Here is a 19,142-nt window from a genome sequence, read left to right as displayed (position 1 = left end):
GGGGTTTAACAATGCTTGGGGTTTTATCAGATGTTGGGAATGTTAGAAAAATAAATGAAGACTCTGTAGGTTATTTAGAAAGTAGTGAGTACGATATTTATATTGTTGCGGATGGCATGGGAGGACACAATGCTGGAGAAGTAGCAAGTGATATAGCTATTAAGGTTATAATGGAATATATAAAGAACAATCACAAAGGCAAAGAACTTAAAAAAGTTCTTTCAGAAAGTATAAAAAGTGCAAACAAGGAAATTTATGATATGGCGAGTCAAAACGATTCTCTTAAAGGGATGGGCACAACTATAACAATTTGTATTAGAAAACAGAATGAAATGGTTGTTGCAAATGTAGGGGACAGTAGTTGTTATATTATAGATAGTAAAAGAGAATTAGTAAAAGTTACAAGAGACCATTCTCTAGTGCAACAGCTTTTAGATAATGGGTCTATAACTGAAGAAAAGGCAAGAAATCATCCCAATAAAAATATTATTACAAGGGCACTTGGAACAAATGAGTTAGTAGAAGTTGATTTGTTTGACCTTGATTTGACGAGTGTTATCAAATGTATTTTATGTACTGATGGTCTTACTAATGATGTGACTTATTCTGAAATGTATGATATTATTGTTGGAAATGATAATGATACAAGTTGCAAAATGTTAGTTGATCTAAGCAAATTTAATGGTGGACGCGATAATATATCTGTTATCGTATTTGAAGGAGGGTGCAGAGATGATAGGAACCCTATTAGGGAATAGATATGAACTCCTTGAAAAAGTTGGAGAGGGTGGAATGGCAATAGTTTATAAAGCTAAGTGCCATTTGCTCAATCGTTTTGTTGCTGTAAAAATACTAAAAGAAGAATTCTCAAATAATATAGACTTTATGGAAAAATTTAGAAAAGAGGCATTGTCTGTAGCTAGCCTTTCATCAAATAATATAGTTAATATTTACGATGTTGGAAGTGAAAGGGATATTAACTATATAGTAATGGAATATATAAAAGGAAAAACACTAAAAGAAATTATAGTTGAAAATGGTAGCATGAATACTGAATTAGTATTAGACTATGGTATGCAAATAGCAAAAGCACTTGAGTGCGCTCATAAGAATAACATTATACATAGGGATATAAAACCTCATAATATTCTAGTAACTGAAGATGGAACAGTTAAGGTTACAGATTTTGGTATAGCAAAAGCAGCTAGTTCTGTTACTATAACTAACACTAGCACTGTAATGGGATCAGCGCATTATTTTTCGCCAGAACAAGCTAAAGCAAGTTTTGTAGACTGCAGAACAGACATTTATTCATTTGGAATAGTGCTTTATGAGATGGTTACAGGTAGAGTGCCTTATGATGCAGAAAGTCCGGTATCGGTAGCCTTAAAACATATACGAGAAAAAGTTGTTCCGCCTAAGGAAATAAATAATAAGGTTCCAGAAAATTTGAACAAATTAATACTAAAAGCTATAGAGAAGGAACCTATAAAGAGGTATCAAACTGCTAAAGAAATGTATTTGGATCTTCAGAGAATACAAAATAATAGTGAGTATACTATTGCTAGTAATAGCATGGATAATGAGTACACAAGAGTTATGGCACCTGTAAATATGGCCGACTATGAAAAAGAAGAAGACGTGGTTGAAAGTCCAGAGCCAATAGTCAAGAATGAAAATAAAAATAATAATGAAAATAAAAACAAAAACAAAAAAAAGACAATAATCACCACTTTGATAATTTTATTAGTTGTTATATGCAGTGTGGTAGGGTTCGTATATATAAAATCAATTGCTAACCATAATGCAACAGTTGAAGCTAAAATATTAGTCCCTAAAATAATAGGCCTCGATAAGGCAGCGGCAGAAAAATTAGTAACAGCAAAGGGTCTAAGTTTTGTAGTTGATAAAGAAGTAACTAGTGACGAGCCAAAAGGTTCTGTTACAGCATGTTTTCCTGATGAGGGAACAGAAGTAAAAGATAATTCAGAAGTAAGAGTTTACGTGAGCAAAGGACCAGAGGGGTTCAAGATGATTTCGGTTATAGGAATGGATAGACCTTCAGCCAAAGCTAGTATAGAAGAAAAAGGGTTAGAACTTAGTAATGTTATAGAAGAGTCCAGTGATACCGTTGCTAGTGGTATTGTAATAAGTCAAAATCCTAATGAAGGTAGCTTAGTTCAAAAGGCTGATAAAGTAGATTTAGTAATAAGCACGGGACCAAAAGTTAAGGTTACACAGGTTCCAAGTTTACTTGGAAAAACGCTAGATCAAGCATCGATATTATTGCAAAATAGTAATTTAACATTAGGCGATAAAAAACAAATACAAACTAATGATAAATCACAGGATGGCAAAATTTCTAGTCAAAGTATTGATCCAAATACGAGTGTTTCGCAGGGTAGCTCTGTATGGGTTGGCATTTATACTTATAAAGAACCTGAAAAACAGCAAGTTGATGTTCCGGAATTTAAGGGAAAAACTGTTAAAGATGCAAGAGATTTAGCTTCTAAAAACAATGTAAACATATCGGTATCTGGTAATGATGAAGATATAATTCAAACGCAAGATAAGGATGCAGGAACTAAGGTAAGTGCTGGAGATACTATAACTTTAACATCTAAGGCAACGACTCAGGACCCAACTAAAACTGATCCAACAACAAATCAAAATCCCAAAAAAGGTCAGTAAAAACAAATATTAAATTAAAGGTAAATGGTGGAGGATATATGCAGGGAGTAATCACAAAAGGTATAGGTGGTTTATATTTTGTAAAAGTTAAAGATAGGGTAATAGAATGTAAGGCAAGAGGAAAGTTCAGGTACACTGGACTTTCTCCTGTTATTGGTGATAAAGTAGAAATAATGCTCGAGACAGATGATACTAAGGGTGTAATTGAAAAAATTTTTACAAGAGACACAGAGATGATACGCCCAGTAGTTGCTAATGTTACTCAAGCATTTGTAGTTTTTGCATTTAAGAAACCTGATTTAAATATGGAACTTCTAAATAAATTTTTAGTGCTTTGCGAGCATTATAGACTAAAAATAGTTCTTTGCTTAAATAAGTTGGACTTAATTGAAAAAGTTGATGAGGATCTTATAAAAGAATTAGAAAGTGTTGGATGTGATATAGTATTTTTAAAAGCAAAAGAGGGAGAGGGCCTTGGCGAGCTAAGGGCGAAGATAAAAAATAATATATCTGTTTTTTGTGGACCGTCTGGAGTCGGAAAGTCAACTATACTTAATAGCATACTTGGAAGAGAAGCAATGAAAACTGGAGACATAAGTAAAAAATCGCAAAAAGGTAAGCATACCACACGTCATAGTGAACTTATTGAGTATGAGGAAGGATTTTTATTAGATACTCCAGGGTTTTCATCATTAAGTTTAGATTTTATAGAGAAAGAACAATTACAGCACTGTTTTCCGGAATTTGAAAAATATAGATATGAATGTAGGTTTTCTAATTGCATGCATTACAAGGAACCTAATTGTGGAGTTAAGGAAGCTGTAGAGGTTAATGAAGTTTACAGAGATAGATATAAATTTTACATAAAAACTTTAGAGGAAATTATTGCTAGGGGGAATAGAAAATGATAAAAATAGCACCATCAATACTGTCAGCAGATTTTTCAAGGCTAGGAGAACATATTAAGCAATTAGATGCATATGGTGCTGATATGATTCATATTGATGTAATGGATGGTATGTTTGTACCTAACATTTCTTTTGGTACTCCAATTATTAAGAGTATTAGAAAACTAACAAGGATACCATTTGATGTACATCTTATGATAGAAGAACCATCTAGGTATGTAGAAGAATTTGTACATGCGGGTGCTGATATTATAACTGTTCATTATGAAACCGATAGGCATATTGATAGAACTATTAACTATATAAAAAGTTTTGGGGTTAAAGTAGGAGTTGCATTAAACCCTGCTACTCCTGTAGCTTTAATAAAGCATTTAATAAGTAATGTTGATATGGTGCTTATTATGACAGTGAACCCTGGATTCGGAGGACAGAAATTTATTGAATACTGCTCGGATAAAGTTAAAGAAGTTAGAGAACTTTCAAATATTTGTAATAAAGATATTATGATTCAAGTGGATGGTGGAATTGACGAATCTAATATTCATGGTGTTGTGAGCAGTGGTGCTAATGTCATTGTAGCTGGGTCGGCTGTATTTAAAAATGATGATATTGAAAAAAACATAAAAAAATTAAGAGCTGGAATTTAATAATTTTTATATGATTAACAGCTTCGAAGGTGATGATTAACATGAAAGTTATAATAATATCTGGAGGGGCACCTCCCTCAAAGAAATTACTCATAAAGGAAATGGCAAAGGACATATTTTTAATTGCAGCTGACAGTGGTGCTAATTGTTTATATCACTATAATATTAAACCTGATTTACTTGTAGGAGATTTTGATAGCATAGATAAAGAAATATTGGATTATTATAAAAAAAACAAATGTATCATAGATATTTATCCGACAGAAAAGGATTTTACTGATACTGAAATTGCAGTTAGGAAGGCTATAGGTATGAAGCCAAGTGAAATAGTGCTTTTAGGATGCACAGGCAGTAGAATTGATCACCTGCTTGGTAATATTGGGATGCTTAAGATTTGCTTAGAAAACAAAGTTAATGCAAGCATTAAGGATGATAATAATATTATTACGTTAGTTAATGATTCGACACTATTAAATGGCATTATAGGTAAGATATTTTCAGTACAATCTTATGGTGATGAAATAATCGGATTAACGATTGAAGGAGCGAAGTATCCTTTAGATAATTACAATTTAAAGATTGGGGAAAGTATAAGTATTTCAAATGAGTTTGCATGTCCTCAAGTTAAACTAAAATTTAAAGCTGGAACGCTGATGATAATATTATCAAAAGATTAATATTTATATAAAAAACTATTTTTTTATTGATTACTTCAATAAAAAAATAGTTTTTTATTTTGTAAACATTATTAAAAGTAAATCATATAATACTATTGGAATACTTTGAGAGGGGAATAACTTATGAAAAGGTGGTTTAGGTGTTTACAAAGGCAACTTGGAGTAATCATAACATGTTTAGGAATAGGAATCATAACAGTAGTAATAGTTCCATTTTGGTGGTGGATAATCGTTGTGGGAGGAGGAATTGTTTATTTTGGTTTTAGTATAATGAATCATAACGATCATTGTTAGTGATATGTAGAATATATGGGAAGTATTTCAATAAATCAATAAAGTTTAGTGATTTTTAGTTTTTAAAAGATTATAATTAAATATTTTTATATATTATGTTTGGGAGGTAAGAAAATGAGAATTGTGGCTATTAAATTACCGAAATTTATGTCCCGAATAATTAAATTTTTTTTAAAAAAATAACATAGAAGAGTAAAAAGTGCAACTTTATAGTTGAATTTAAATAAAAAATACAACTTTATAGTTGGATTTAAATAAAAAATGCAGCTAAAAAGCTGCATTCTTATTTCTTAATTATATAGCACGTTGTACTTTACCTGAACGAAGACATCTAGTACATACATGTATAGACTTAGGCGTTCCGCTAACTATAGCTTTAACTTTTTGAATATTTGGAGCCCATTTTCTTTTTGATTCACGGTGTGAGTGACTATATTGGCTACCTGAAACAACACCTTTATCGCATATTTCGCATTTTCTTGACAATGAAAACACCTCCTTAAGACTATGAAGAAAAAATTCTTCTCAATTGAAACACGCATTATTGTAACATAGATACTACTACTCTTGCAAGTTAAAAATTCTATAATTACTAAGGAGAATAATTATAGAATTAATTTTGTTGAATAAATTAGTGATATAATATAATATAATCTATATAGCTTTATAAGGAGGAATTACAATGATAGGTAACATTACAAACGAGAATGGTATTATATATTATTCAGAGGAAGCGTTAGCTAACATAGTTGGCATTTCTACAACGGAGTGTTATGGAGTTGTAGGCATGGCTCTTAAAAATGCCAAGGATGGATTTTGGCAATTAATAAAAAGTGATGGTTTAAATAAAGGAGTTAAAATTAATTCTAAAGAAAATAAACTATTTATCGAATTATATATAATTGTTGAATATGGAACAAAAATTTCAATAATAGCAAATAATATAATTCAAAAAATAAGATATAACGTTGAAAATTATACAGGACTAAAAGTTGCAGAAATAACTGTAAACGTACAAGGTGTAAGGGTTTAAGGGGGCATGGAAAGTGGAATACTTAAAGATTAATGGACGACATTTTCGAAATATGGTAATTAACGCATCAAACAGGTTAGAAGATGAGAAAGAATACGTAAATTCGTTAAATGTATTTCCAGTTCCAGATGGAGATACAGGTACTAATATGTCAATGACATTTAAAGCAGCAGTGCGAGAAATTGAAAGCATACAAACCGAATCTATTGCTGAGATAGCTAAAATACTGGCTAGGGGCGCGCTTATGGGCGCAAGAGGCAATTCGGGAGTAATATTATCGCAAATATTTAGAGGTATTGCAAAGGGCCTAGAAGGCATAACAGAAGCTACATCTGAAGAGTTTGCTAAAAGCATTTTGGAAGGTGCAAAATTTGCATATAAAGCTGTTATGAGGCCTACTGAAGGAACTATTTTAACTATTATTAAAACTGCGGGTGAATGTGCAGTTAATAGTGAGACTTCAGATATTGTAGAACTTATGAATGAGGTTTGCAAGCAAAGTGAAATAATGCTAAACAAAACTCCAGATATGCTTGCAGCATTAAAAGAAGCAAAAGTAGTAGATGCAGGTGGTATGGGGCTTCTTATATTGTTTAAAGGGATGAGGGAAGCTATAAGCAATAACATCGAGGCTAAAATTTATAATACAAACAAACAAAGTACTAAAAAAGAAACTATTGCATCTTCGGCTGTAGAGGTTCCTATAGAAATAAAGTTTGGATATTGTACAGAATTATTAATTATAGCGAAAGATGTTGATACAAATAAATTAAAAGAGTATTTGGAAAAAATTGGAGACTCAATGGTGGTAGTTTCACAAGATGAGTTTCTGAAAATTCACATACATACAAATGATCCAGGGCTTGTGCTTTCAAAAGCAGTAACACTAGGGGAACTGTCTAAGGTTAAAATTGAAAATATGAGAGAGCAACATAGAAACTTATTAGGCATAGCTGATGAGAAAGTAGAAAAAGTTTTAGAGAAAGATATAACAAAAGCAGATTTAATAGAAAGTAAAAAATATGGATTTATATCTGTTGCGCTTGGAGAAGGGATCAAAAATATTTTTGAGGATTTAGGTGTGGATGTTGTAATAGAAGGCGGACAAACTATGAATCCGAGTATACAGGATATAATAGATAGCATAAGTAAAATTAATGCTGAAAATATATTTGTATTACCTAACAATAAGAATATACTTATGGCAGCGCTTCAAGCAGCTGAATTGTCAGATAAAAATATAGTGGTTATTCCATCGATTACTATCCCACAGGGAATAACTGCTGTAACAATGTTTAATCCAGATGTTAGTGTAGAGGAAAATGAGAAAAAATTGAAAGAAGCAATAAAAAATGTTGCGACTGCTTCTGTAACATATGCAGTTAAAGATACTGAATCTGATGGAAAAATAATAAAACAAGGAAATATTTTAGGATTAGTTGAACAAAAAATTTGTGAGGTTGGAACCGATATGTATAAAGTTTGCGCTGATATTATTGAAAGCATGGTAAATGATAATAGCGAACTTATTACAATTTTTTATGGAGAAGATTGTGTTTTAGCCGAAGTAGAAAAGCTTATTTCTAAGTTAGAACATAAGTATCCAAATTTAGACATTCAACAATATAATGGAAAACAGCCATTGTATTATTTTATTGCTTCAGTTGAATAAAAGCCCTCGGGCTTTTTTTCATGTGGCTTAAACCGTAAGAAATGAAAGAAACACAATTATTAATAAAATATTATTTTCGGGGTGGTATTTATGGATACTTATAGCGATATAAAATATGTAAAAGGTGTTGGCCCTAAAATGGCAGAGAGTTTGAATAAGTGTGGGATTTTTAATGTGTTAGATTTGTTATTATATTTTCCAAGAGATTATGAGAATGTATCTGTCCGTAAAAGCATCTTAGACTGCGCAAAAAATGAGAAAGTGATTATTGAGTGCACTGTTTTAAATGTATTAGGAGACATTAGGTTAAAAAATAACAAAACTCTTTCTACTATAATTTTCTGTCAAGGAGATAATGAATTTAAAGGTAAGTGGTTTAATCAAACTTATGCAAAAAATAGTTTTAAAATCTCTAGCAAGTACCTTATCACAGGTAAAGTGGATAAATTTAAGGAAGAAATCACAATTATGAATCCTAAAATAGTAAAAAATACGTCAATGGATGAAAATGAAATTATTGCTACGTATCCTCTTAAAAATAATATTACAAATAATTTTTTTAATAAGATTATTTCTGATGTACTCTGTAATATTATAATAACAGAGAATTTGCCAAAAGGTATAATAGAAAAATATTCTTTTTGCTCTTTAAATGATGCAATCCGTGATATTCATAGTCCTAAAAGCTTAGAACTCCTTAATGAAGCCAAAAGAAGACTTAAATTTCAGGAGCTTTTTACATATTCATTAAAAATATTAATGTTAAAAGAATTTATAAAATACCATAATAATGGTATCCAATTTAAAATGGCAAAGGAACTTACAACTTTAAAGGCGATGCTTCCTTATAATCTTACAAAGGCACAAAGCAAAGTTGTAAGAGATATTTTAATAGATCAAAAGAAGGATATTGGTATGAATCGCTTGCTACAGGGGGATGTTGGAAGTGGTAAAACTATAGTTGCTATTATTACTATGTTTAATGTTGTAAAAAACGGTTATCAAACAGCTATGATGGCACCAACTGAAATTTTAGCAAAGCAACATTATGAAGAAATTAAAAATATATTAAAGGATTTTTCATTAAACATACAAATATTGAGTGGAAGTACAACTGCTAAAAACAAACAATTAATTAAAAAAGATTTAAAAGATGGAACTATTGATATTATAGTTGGGACTCATGCACTTATTGAGGATAATGTGGAATTTGAAAATTTAGGTATGATTGTTACTGATGAGCAACATCGTTTTGGAGTATCGCAAAGAAATAGATTTTCTAATAAGGGAAAAAATATAGATATTCTTGTAATGACAGCGACTCCTATCCCGAGAACTCTATCTTTATATTTATATGGTGATTTAGATGTATCTATTATCGATGAATTACCACCAGGTAGGCAGAAAATTGATACATCTTATGAGAGTATGGATAACAGTTCCAAAGTGTATGAATTTGCTTTAGACCAGATTAATAAGGGAAGACAAGTTTATATAGTTTGTCCACTTGTTGAGGAAAATGAAGAAATGAAGTTAAGCTCGGTTGCGATGCTTTATGAAAAATTGAAAAAAGATCAATTTAAATATATAGAAGTAGGAATGGTATACGGCAAAATGCCTAGCAAACTTAAAAACGAAATTATGGATAAATTTAAAGCAGGAGAAATTAAAGCTTTGGTTTCAACTACAGTAATTGAAGTTGGTGTAAATGTACCAAACGCTACAGTCATGATAATTGAAAATGCAGAAAGATTTGGACTTGCACAGCTTCATCAACTTAGAGGAAGAGTAGGAAGAGGTGAACATAAATCTTATTGCATACTACTTGCAAATATAAAAAACAATATAGTAAGAAAAAGACTCGGAATACTTATAAAAAGTAATGATGGTTTTTTTATTGCAGAAGAAGATTTGAAAACTAGGGGTGCAGGAGAATTATTTGGCATAAGACAGCATGGCGAATCAGGTTTGATTTTATCAGATGTAATTGATGATATCAGTATTTTAAAACTCGCAAATAGTGAAGCAAAGAGGTTGATACAAAGTGATGATGCATGCGATGTTATGGTTAAAAATGAGATATTACAAAAAATTGAGTTGACTTCTAGTTATATTTGCTTTAATTAGGTAAAAATATCTTTGTATAAAATACATATCTATGTTAAAATATTATCGAAACTTGCTTAGATGGAGGAATAAACATATGAGAATTATATCGGGAAGTGCAAGAGGAAGAAAGTTATTGTCACCTGTTGGGATGGGAACGAGGCCAACATTAGATAGAATAAAAGAAGCTATATTTAATATAATTCAAAATAGAGTACGTGATGCTGTAGTTGTGGATATGTTCTCAGGTACAGGTAGCTTAGGACTAGAGGCAGCAAGTAGGGGAGCAGCTAAATGCTACCTTATTGATATGGGTGATACTACCTTTGAAATGTTACAAAGTAATGTAGATAATTTAAAGTTTAATGATATATGTAAATGCTTAAAAGGTGATACGTATAAATACATGGAGCAGTTTGCAAATGAAGGGATTGTGTTTGATTTAATTTTTATAGATCCACCATATGCAAAAGATATGATCCCACCTGCTATTGAAATAATTTCTAGCAATAGTCTTTTAAGTAAAGAGGGGCTTATAGTCTGTAAAATAGATTCATCTGAAGAAATATATGAAGGCAATGGTATTATTCATCTGTCTGATTCAAGAAAATATGGAAACACTACTGTATTGTTTTATAAATATAAGGAGACTAATAATTAAAATTATTAGTTTCCTTTAGAAAATACAGGGGGATAATTAATAATTGTTATCTAACCCAGAGGAAAACATGGAGGCATAACATGAAAAAAGCAATTTGTCCTGGAAGTTTTGATCCAATAACAAATGGACATTTAGACATTATTGAGAGGGCGTCAAAAGTATTTAATGAATTGATTGTAGGAGTAGTGGTTAATCCTGCGAAAAAATGTCTATTTTCAATAGATGAGAGGGTAGCACAAATAAAAAACGTAGTTAAAGATTTGCCTAATGTACGTGTGGAGAAGTTTAGTGGTTTACTTGTTAATCTTATGAATAAAGAGGATGCTAGGGTTATTGTTAAAGGTCTTAGAAGTGTTTCTGATTTCGAATATGAGTTTCAAATGGCAGCAATGAATAACAAGCTTGATCCAAGTAAGGAGACGGTGTTTATGATGACAAAAACGGAGTACTGTTATATAAGTTCCACGTCAGTTAAACAGGTTGCAATGCTTGGAGGATCTATTAAAGGGTTAGTACCTGAGGAAATCATTCCAGAGATTATTAGGAAAATTAATTCTAAATAGGGGGCAAATATGGATGTTATAAAGCTTTTAGAATATCTTCAAGGAATTATTGAGAGTTCGTCTAAAATACCTGTTACAGGTAAAGCAGTTATAAATAAGAGAGAAATATTAGATATAATTGATCAAATTATAAATCACTTGCCAGATGAATTTAAGAAGGCACAGTGGGTTTGTGATGAAAAAGAACGAATCTTAGTTGATGCAAAAAAACAAGCTAAGATTTTTGAGGAAGAGACAGTTGACAAAATAAGAAGAAGAGTTGAAAAACAAGACCTAGTTAAAGAAGCATTAAATCGATCTGAAGAAATTATAGCTTCAGCCCAAAGAGATGCTAAAATCATGAGACTCGGAGCCAAGGATTATGCGGATGAAATATTATCCCAATTGGATAAAGAAATTGAATTAAAAGGACAGAAAATGCTTCATGAAATTAAAGGTGATGTTCAAGACTTCTTAATACTTATGCAAGGTGAAGTTACAAATACTACAACATCAATAAGGGAAAATGTAAAAGAATTAAGAGGTATGAAATAATTTAATTATAGTTATAAGTAATGACGGTATAATTAAAATTACTAATATTAACAAGTATAAATTACAATTTTTATATAGACTCATATTATTAAAAGTAAGAATAGATGAAACATTTAAAAAAATATAATATAATATTATTGTTAAAATCGAAGAGATTATACCTTGGAAAAATTTTCTTGTAATATATTTTTTTATTGATACAGTATATTTATATGTATAGCTATATACTTGAGAAATAATAGATAGACCACTAAAAGCAATTAAAAAACTCAAAACTGGAAGTTTTACATAAAGATTTGAATTGCTAGAGGATATTAAATAACATCCATTGGTCATCTCAAGCATTCCGAGAAGTATTCCTTCTATAAAATTACTTGAAGCGCCAATAATTAAAGATAACTTATTTATGACAATGTTAAATATGACATTGTCTTTAATTATGCCTGTTATTACTGAGAATATCACAATAAAACCACCTATACTTAGCGTGTTTTTAATGGCATCTTCAATACTGTTTTTTAATATAATACCAATATTTAGGCTGCTTGACTCAGCTTTAGAAAAATTACTACTTCTATACTTAATTCTAAAAGCATAATTTTTAGAGGGAATAATTAATCCCATAAAAATACATGACAGAATATTAGATGACAATAGTATATAACCAATTTTAGGACTAGACATCATAGATGTGCCTACTGATCCTAAAATGAAAAGTGGGCTTGCATTAGAAGCAATATTTAACAATCTTTCACAGGAATTTAAATCAATTATGTTTTTTTCATATAAATCGCAAGTATACCGTGCACCTAGTGGATATCCGCATAGTACACTAACTAAAAGTGCAAAGTTACATTCTTTTGGCAATTTTAATGGTCTACATATTAAATTCCCTAGTAATTTAGAATAAATGTGAATACCGTCGTAACCTATTATGATATTTATTACAACTAAAAATGGGAAAAGAGATGGAAAAATTGCATTGAAAAATAATTTTGCGCCAGAAATAGTGTATTGAATACAAATATTCGGAGCTAATATTATTTGAACAATAATAAGGGAACAAATCAATGTCACAGATAAATTTATTTTTAAAGTTTTAAACAACTTAAATAATAAAAATAATATAGAGATTAATAATATAACTAATAGTAATTTCAATTTTAAGCCCCTCCTTAAAGTACTACTATACTAAATATATTTGAATTTAATGAACTTATGTATTAGAAATACTAATTTTAAATATAATAAATGCGACTATCGAATTACGATAGTCGCATTTGTTATTATTTTATTATAAATGTTTTATTATTTTATTATAATAGGGGATATTAAATAGTCGCTACTCGGGTCTATGCTTCTATTTAAGATGCTGTAAGCCCTTGTAGATTGAATGTCAAGACTTAATGTTTCATTAAATTTTTTAGAAATCTTAGTATAAAGTGGAATGCTGCTGTTTGATTTTATAGATTTTAAAATTGACTTTCCTTTTGAGTTAAATCCTAAAACTCGAGCATAAGGGCAAGGCTCTGATCTTAATCTCGTAGTATCAAAATTATCAAAGCCTATAAAGTATTGGCATAATATTCTGCTGATTCGGCTATAGGTGTAACGTTTGCTTTTTATATCTTCAAGTGTACTTGCGTAGGTCAAATTATTTTGTAAGGATTTAATAATTTTATTATCAAGCCCCTCAGATACATCTGGTAAATTTATTAAGGAGTTTTTTGATGTAGCCGATTTATATTTAATGTATGGGAACATAGAATCTTCAAATATAAACTTGTTATCTTTTGAGTATAAATCTTTAATTTCAGTTAATACTGATGGTGGTACATAATCTTTTAAATTTGTTGAAATACCATTTTCTTTTACAAATTTTCTTATAGCAGTGGCACTTGAAAACTCATTATTTATAGAATTACTGTTGTAAGAGGCACCTTTTCTTTTTAAGGTATAAGGTGTGATTGAACTATTGAGCTTTATTAAGCTTTTACAATACTCGATACCTAGTATATTATTAGAAGAATTTAAGAAATTACCTAATAATAAGTTTGATATGATCATGTTTGAATTTTTTAAATAGTCATAAAGTGCATTAGCTCTTGCTAAGGGGTATGTAATACCTTTGGATAGATATATTTTTAACATTAATTTAAATTCAATAGGTTCTTTAAGTAGTATATTTGAAATATTATATATATCATTAATGTCACCATGTTCACTACCAAAGCAAATGTTATCTACTATTCCTAAGCTGTTTAAAAGACTGATAGCTCCCTGTGCAAAAAATTCTGCTGAAGACACACTGTAGATAGTTGGTAGTTCTATTACTAAATCTATTCCATTGTTTAAAGCCATTTTAGTTTTTGTCCATTTGTCAATACTCGATGGAATTCCACGTTGAGTAAAATTACCACTCATAACACCAATTAAGACATCGCAATTTGTAAGTTCCTTGGTTTTATTAATATGATATACATGGCCATTATGCAGTGGATTATATTCAACGATTATACCTGAAACATTCATTAAGTCACCTCTTGGAAGCTCATATAAATTATAAGCTAATAATTTATGTATAATAAAAGTGTAAGAATCTAATATCTCTTTGAAATATATATTAACCTAAAATTAAAGAATTTTTTACATGTCTTATATATTATATAATATATAATGAATTATTAAAAGTAGATATATTTTAGTATAAAAAGAAACAAAAGTTACACAATAAAAATAAATTATTATACACATAATTAAAAAATAAATTACGTTGCTTTTCAGTTTTGTACAAATTAATATTGTATTATTTAAAGAAATATATGAGATTTAAGAAAGCAAATATTTCATAAAATCATTAGTATAATTTTGGATTAGGGTAAAGGTTATTTTGTTGGATTCTTATGAAATATAGATGAATTATGTTAATAATTTATCTATATTGAAATGTACAGATTAAATAGTGTATATTATAAATGGACACAATTCGATAGTAATTGAGAGGAGATAAAACAATGACATTTATAGAAAAAATGCATAAAATGGCACAAGCAGACAAAAAAAGAATAGTACTTCCAGAAGGCGAGGAAGAAAGAACTATAAAAGCTAGTGAAATTCTTAAAAATAATTCATTAGCTGAAGTAATATTAATAGGTGATGCAAGTATAATACAAAATAAAGCCGCTGAACTTTCAGTAAATATTTGCGGTATAGAAATTGTAGATCCAAAAAATTCTGAAAAAACTGAGGTTTATGCAAAGAAATTTTATGAGTTAAGAAAAAATAAAGGAATGACTATAGAAAAAGCGGCTGAGACTATGAAGGATTGTGTGTATTTTGGAACTATGATGCTTAAGATGGGAGAAGCTGATGGAATGGTTTCAGGAGCAGTGCATTATACAGGAGATTTACTTAGACCTGGAATGCAAATAGTTAAAACAGCACCAGGAATTAAGGTTATTTCAAGCTTTTTTATAATGGAATTGCCTCATGATGAATATGGAGAAGATGGACTGCTTTTATTTGCAGATTCTGCTGTTAATATAAACCCTACGGCAGAAGAATTAGCAGCTATCGCTATTAGCACTGCAGATAATGCAAAATTATTATGTGGTTTTGAACCTAAAGTTGCGATGCTTTCTTTTTCAACTATGGGCAGTGCAAAGCATGAAAAAGTTGATAAAGTAGTGAGGGCTACTGAAATAGCAAAGAATGCTAGACCAGATTTACAAATTGATGGAGAACTTCAGTTAGATGCAGCTATTGTTGCTAGCGTAGCAAAACAAAAAGCACCAAATAGTACTGTGGCTGGAAAGGCAAATGTTTTAATATTTCCAGATATACAATCTGGAAATATTGGATATAAATTAGTGCAAAGATTTGCGAAGGCAAAAGCTATTGGACCAGTTTGCCAAGGATTTGCAAAACCTATAAATGATTTATCAAGAGGATGTAGTGTGGATGATATAGTTAATGTTGTTGCAGTAACAGCAGTTCAAGCTCAAATTCAAAAATAATTATGATATAATGAGGGGAGAAGAAAATCAATGAAAATATTAGTTATAAACTGTGGAAGTTCATCGCTTAAGTACCAATTAATAGATATGGAAAATGAACAATGTGTAGCCCTTGGATTAGTTGAGAGAATAGCAACAAAGAAGTCAATATTAACTCAAAAGGTTGATGGAAAGAAATATATTATTGAAGAGCCAATGGAAAATCATACAGATGCTATTAAAGTGGTACTTGGAGCACTTGTAGATCACGAACATGGAGTTATTAAAGATTTATCTGAAATAGGTGCAGTAGGACATAGAGTAGTTCATGGTGGAGAAAAGTATGCAAATTCAGTTATACTTAATGATGAAGTAATGAAAGGTTTAGAAGAGTGTACAAAACTTGCACCTCTTCACAATCCAGCTAATATAATTGGAATTAATGCTTGCAAAGCATTGATGCCAAATACGAAAATGGTGGCGGTATTTGATACTGCATTCCATCAAACAATTCCAGAGGTCGCATATATATACCCACTTCCATATTCGCTGTATACTGACCATAGTGTTAGAAAATATGGATTTCATGGAACGTCTCACAAATATGTCTCAGATAAAGCTGCGCAAATGATGGGTAAGGATATAAAAAAATTAAAATTAATAACTTGTCATTTAGGAAATGGAGCAAGTATTTCTGCAATTCAAAATGGTAAGTCAGTAGAAACTAGTATGGGATTCACTCCACTTGAAGGAATGGCTATGGGAACTAGATGTGGAAGTATAGACCCAGCTATAGTAATATATATGATGAAAGAATTGAAATTAACAGTTGATGAAGTAGATAACTTAATGAACAAAGAGTCAGGTCTTTTAGGTGTATCAGGAGTAAGTAGTGACTTTAGAGATGTAAATTCAGCTGCAACAAATGATGGAAATCAAAGAGCCCAACTCGCAATTGATATATTTTGTTATAAAGCTAAGAAATTTATAGGTGCTTATGCAGCAGTAATGGGCGGAGTAGATGCAATTATATTTACTGCCGGACTTGGTGAAAATTCTTCTAGAATAAGAGAAGGAGTATGCTCGGGACTAGAATTTTTAGGAGCAGTTTTAGATAAGTCAAAAAACAATGTTTCAGGAATTGAAGCAGAAGTAAACACAGATGATTCGAAAACTAAAATATTAGTTATACCAACGAATGAAGAACTAGTAATTGCAAGAGACACTATGGCTCTTATAAAATAAAATTACTAAATTCTATGATAAATAATTCTTGACTTTTTATTGTATTGTTTATATAATAGACTGTGTTTGAAGTAAGTAAAAAACAATTTAGTTAGGAGGGACGCAGAAGCTTTGCTCGAGCTGTATAATTTTTTTATACAAGATATAGAGATTTTCTTTATATGAGAAGGATCAATTAATATTTGGTTTTTCAGAGTGGATAGTATGGTAATAGACGTTTCAGAATTATTTAGTAATAAAAAAGCAAGAAAAGAAATTGATTTAGATTTAGAAAAAGCTAAGTTTTGCTATGATAATGAATTTATACAATTTTCTAAACCAGTTAAAATGCATTTGACTTTAAAATCTAATGATGATGATATAGATTTAACTGGAAGTATTGATACAGAACTATTACTTGCTTGTTCTAGGTGTCTTGAGACCTTTTCTTATTTAATACATATTGAATTAAATGAAAGATTGTCGAAAACTCTAAAGAGTGAAGATGAGGATATTATTTTTATTGAAGATGATAGATTAGATTTAAATGAGATTGTGGAAAATAATATCATTTCTATTCTGCCTATAAAAAGACTTTGTAATAAAGATTGTAAAGGCTTATGCCATCAGTGTGGAATTAATTTAAATCATAATACATGTAATTGTGTTATTGATGATATTGATCCAAGGTTGGCAAAATTAAAAAATTTGTTTTCAACTGATTAAGGAGGTGTTACAATGGGAAATCCTGCTAGAAAATTTTCTAAAGGTAGAAGAGATTCTCGAAGAGCGCAAACATTTAAACTTGGTTTACCAGGAATAGTTGAATGTCCTCAATGCCACGATATGAAGCTTGCTCACAGAGTATGTAAAAACTGTGGATATTACAAAAATAGAGAAGTTGTTTCAATGGAACAAAAATAAAAAGGAAAGTCGAAAGACTTTCTTTTTTGTTTTTAAATACAAATATAATTATATTTGCATTTTAGCATTGTTAAGACTATAGATATTTAAATAATATGGTATATAATATAAGTAAACAAATAAATAACCAAATAAATAAATATATATTTATTCGTTTATTTGGAAGATTCAAAGTGAGGGTTTAAAATGGTAGTTGTTGTAGATGGAATGGGTGGAGATTTCTCTCCAAATGCTGTGGTTGGAGGTTGTATTGCAGCGATAAAAGAATACAATATAAATATATTAATAACTGGCAGTGAAGATTTAATAAGAGAAGAGTTAAAAAAGCATACCTATGATACTAATAAAATAAAAATTATTAATACTACAGAAGTGATTGATGTAAGTGAGCATCCGGTAATGGCTGTTAAGCGTAAAAAAGATTCTAGTTTAGTAAAGGCCTTAAATCTTGTGAAAAATGGAGAGGCAGATGCCATTATTTCAGCAGGAAGTACAGGCGCATTTTTGGCTGGATGTACACTTATAGTGGGAAGAATAAAGGGAATAAATAGACCGGCTTTAGCACCAGTAATGCCAGGTAAAAAAATGCCTTTTATGATTATTGATTGTGGAGCAAATGCAGAATGCAAACCCAATTATTTATTGCAATTTGGACTTATGGGAAAAATATATTTTGAAAATATTTTAAATGTAGTTAATCCATCTGTAGGCCTTGTAAATATAGGGAGTGAAGAAGAAAAGGGGAATGAACTTTCTAAAGCGACGTTTAAGTTATTGAAGGAAGCAAATTTAAATTTTGTAGGCAATGTGGAAGCTAGAGAAATTCCGACTGGAGACGTTAATGTTTTAGTATGTGATGGGTTTACTGGAAATGTAATTTTAAAATTATATGAAGGTACTGTTTCTACTATATTTGATTTATTAAAAACAAGTATAATGGCATCAGTTAGAACTAAGATTGGTGGTATGTTATTAAAACCAGTCTTTAAAAAGTTTAAAAAAGACTTCGATTATAAAGAATATGGTGGAGCTGCATTTCTTGGAGTAAATGGTATTTGCATAAAAGCTCATGGAAGTTCAGATGCCAAAGCTTTTAAAAATGCAATTAAACAGGCAACAATATTTTATGATAATAATGTTGTTGACAAATTAAAACTAGAAATTGAAAAGCTATCAGATAAGGAAAAAGCATAAATTGGATACTGGTGATTAT

The 19,142-nt window shown here is 30.2% G+C and carries 20 protein-coding genes; 17 read left to right on the top strand and 3 right to left on the bottom strand.

Annotated features, from left to right (window positions below; all coding sequences use genetic code 11):
- The first annotated feature begins 11 nt into the window (after positions 1 to 11).
- From KPL54_RS03315 to KPL54_RS03290, 6 genes are all read left to right on the top strand, one after another.
- Positions 12 to 758: a Stp1/IreP family PP2C-type Ser/Thr phosphatase gene (locus tag KPL54_RS03315; RefSeq protein WP_216104682.1), complete on the top strand. Its 747-nt coding sequence runs from the start codon at positions 12 to 14 to the stop codon at positions 756 to 758.
- Entirely contained in the window at positions 733 to 2,691 is a 1,959-nt protein-coding gene (gene pknB / locus KPL54_RS03310) for a Stk1 family PASTA domain-containing Ser/Thr kinase (RefSeq protein ID WP_216104680.1), read from the top strand. Before KPL54_RS03315 ends, pknB begins: the two co-directional genes overlap by 26 nt.
- Positions 2,692 to 2,729: 38 nt before the next feature.
- Entirely contained in the window at positions 2,730 to 3,599 is an 870-nt protein-coding gene (rsgA, locus tag KPL54_RS03305; protein ID WP_216104678.1) for a ribosome small subunit-dependent GTPase A, read from the top strand.
- The gene (rpe, locus tag KPL54_RS03300; protein ID WP_216104676.1) at positions 3,596 to 4,246 is read left to right on the top strand and encodes a ribulose-phosphate 3-epimerase; all 651 of its coding nucleotides are present in this window, start codon (positions 3,596 to 3,598) and stop codon (positions 4,244 to 4,246) included. The genes rsgA and rpe overlap by 4 nt, the downstream gene beginning before the upstream one ends.
- Before the next feature lie 41 nt (positions 4,247 to 4,287).
- Positions 4,288 to 4,923: a thiamine diphosphokinase gene (locus tag KPL54_RS03295; protein WP_216104674.1), complete on the top strand. Its 636-nt coding sequence runs from the start codon at positions 4,288 to 4,290 to the stop codon at positions 4,921 to 4,923.
- A gap of 123 nt (positions 4,924 to 5,046) precedes the next feature.
- Entirely contained in the window at positions 5,047 to 5,217 is a 171-nt protein-coding gene (locus KPL54_RS03290; protein ID WP_216104672.1) for a hypothetical protein, read from the top strand.
- A 294-nt stretch (positions 5,218 to 5,511) separates the two neighbouring features.
- Here the strand turns inward: KPL54_RS03290 and rpmB are convergent, their stop codons facing one another.
- Entirely contained in the window at positions 5,512 to 5,703 is a 192-nt protein-coding gene (gene rpmB / locus KPL54_RS03285; protein ID WP_071613258.1) for a 50S ribosomal protein L28, read from the bottom strand.
- 196 nt (positions 5,704 to 5,899) lie between these two features.
- Between rpmB and KPL54_RS03280 the strand changes: the two genes are divergently transcribed.
- The 6 genes from KPL54_RS03280 (at position 5,900) to KPL54_RS03255 (ending at position 11,786) form a co-directional block, all read left to right on the top strand.
- Positions 5,900 to 6,250: an Asp23/Gls24 family envelope stress response protein gene (locus KPL54_RS03280; protein WP_216104670.1), complete on the top strand. Its 351-nt coding sequence runs from the start codon at positions 5,900 to 5,902 to the stop codon at positions 6,248 to 6,250.
- Positions 6,251 to 6,263: 13 nt separating this feature from the next.
- Complete coding sequence (locus tag KPL54_RS03275; RefSeq protein ID WP_216104668.1) at positions 6,264 to 7,922, top strand: DAK2 domain-containing protein; 1,659 nt, start codon at positions 6,264 to 6,266, stop codon at positions 7,920 to 7,922.
- A 90-nt stretch (positions 7,923 to 8,012) separates the two neighbouring features.
- Positions 8,013 to 10,049, top strand: a complete 2,037-nt coding sequence (gene recG, locus KPL54_RS03270; protein WP_216104666.1) for an ATP-dependent DNA helicase RecG — start codon at positions 8,013 to 8,015, stop codon at positions 10,047 to 10,049.
- Positions 10,050 to 10,125: 76 nt separating this feature from the next.
- On the top strand, positions 10,126 to 10,689 hold the full coding sequence (gene rsmD, locus KPL54_RS03265; protein ID WP_152752592.1) for a 16S rRNA (guanine(966)-N(2))-methyltransferase RsmD: 564 nt from the start codon (positions 10,126 to 10,128) through the stop codon (positions 10,687 to 10,689).
- An 80-nt stretch (positions 10,690 to 10,769) separates the two neighbouring features.
- Positions 10,770 to 11,252 carry a pantetheine-phosphate adenylyltransferase gene (gene coaD, locus KPL54_RS03260; protein WP_216104664.1) on the top strand — a complete coding sequence of 161 codons (483 nt, stop codon included), beginning with the start codon at positions 10,770 to 10,772 and terminating at the stop codon, positions 11,250 to 11,252.
- Between the two features lie 9 nt (positions 11,253 to 11,261).
- A complete protein-coding gene (locus tag KPL54_RS03255; RefSeq protein ID WP_071613252.1) occupies positions 11,262 to 11,786 on the top strand; it encodes an ATPase in 525 nt (174 codons plus the stop codon).
- Here the strand turns inward: KPL54_RS03255 and ylbJ are convergent.
- Together ylbJ and KPL54_RS03245 are read right to left on the bottom strand one after the other, a co-directional pair.
- Positions 11,769 to 12,947 (bottom strand): sporulation integral membrane protein YlbJ, encoded by a 1,179-nt coding sequence (gene ylbJ / locus KPL54_RS03250; protein ID WP_216104662.1) that lies wholly within the window; start codon positions 12,945 to 12,947, stop codon positions 11,769 to 11,771. The genes KPL54_RS03255 and ylbJ overlap by 18 nt on opposite strands.
- A 147-nt stretch (positions 12,948 to 13,094) precedes the next feature.
- On the bottom strand, positions 13,095 to 14,318 hold the full coding sequence (locus tag KPL54_RS03245) for a nucleotidyltransferase (protein WP_216104655.1): 1,224 nt from the start codon (positions 14,316 to 14,318) through the stop codon (positions 13,095 to 13,097).
- Positions 14,319 to 14,800: 482 nt separating this feature from the next.
- Here KPL54_RS03245 and pta point away from each other — a divergent pair, with 482 nt between their 5' ends.
- The 5 genes from pta (at position 14,801) to plsX (ending at position 19,123) form a co-directional block, all read left to right on the top strand.
- Complete coding sequence (pta, locus tag KPL54_RS03240) at positions 14,801 to 15,802, top strand: phosphate acetyltransferase (protein WP_216104653.1); 1,002 nt, start codon at positions 14,801 to 14,803, stop codon at positions 15,800 to 15,802.
- A gap of 30 nt (positions 15,803 to 15,832) precedes the next feature.
- Entirely contained in the window at positions 15,833 to 17,026 is a 1,194-nt protein-coding gene (locus KPL54_RS03235; RefSeq protein WP_216104651.1) for an acetate kinase, read from the top strand.
- Between the two features lie 204 nt (positions 17,027 to 17,230).
- Positions 17,231 to 17,731 carry a YceD family protein gene (locus KPL54_RS03230; RefSeq protein ID WP_071613247.1) on the top strand — a complete coding sequence of 167 codons (501 nt, stop codon included), beginning with the start codon at positions 17,231 to 17,233 and terminating at the stop codon, positions 17,729 to 17,731.
- Positions 17,732 to 17,743: 12 nt separating this feature from the next.
- Positions 17,744 to 17,929, top strand: coding sequence for a 50S ribosomal protein L32 (rpmF, locus tag KPL54_RS03225; RefSeq protein WP_071613246.1), 186 nt, complete (start codon positions 17,744 to 17,746; stop codon positions 17,927 to 17,929).
- 186 nt (positions 17,930 to 18,115) lie between these two features.
- Complete coding sequence (plsX, locus tag KPL54_RS03220) at positions 18,116 to 19,123, top strand: phosphate acyltransferase PlsX (RefSeq protein WP_216104649.1); 1,008 nt, start codon at positions 18,116 to 18,118, stop codon at positions 19,121 to 19,123.
- The last annotated feature ends 19 nt before the right edge of the window (positions 19,124 to 19,142 follow it).

This window comes from Clostridium estertheticum, assembly GCF_018861295.1.
Lineage (GTDB): Bacteria > Bacillota > Clostridia > Clostridiales > Clostridiaceae > Clostridium_AD > Clostridium_AD estertheticum_D.
The sequence above is the reverse complement of the archived record's forward strand: the minus strand, read 5'-3'. Positions and strand labels throughout refer to the sequence as shown.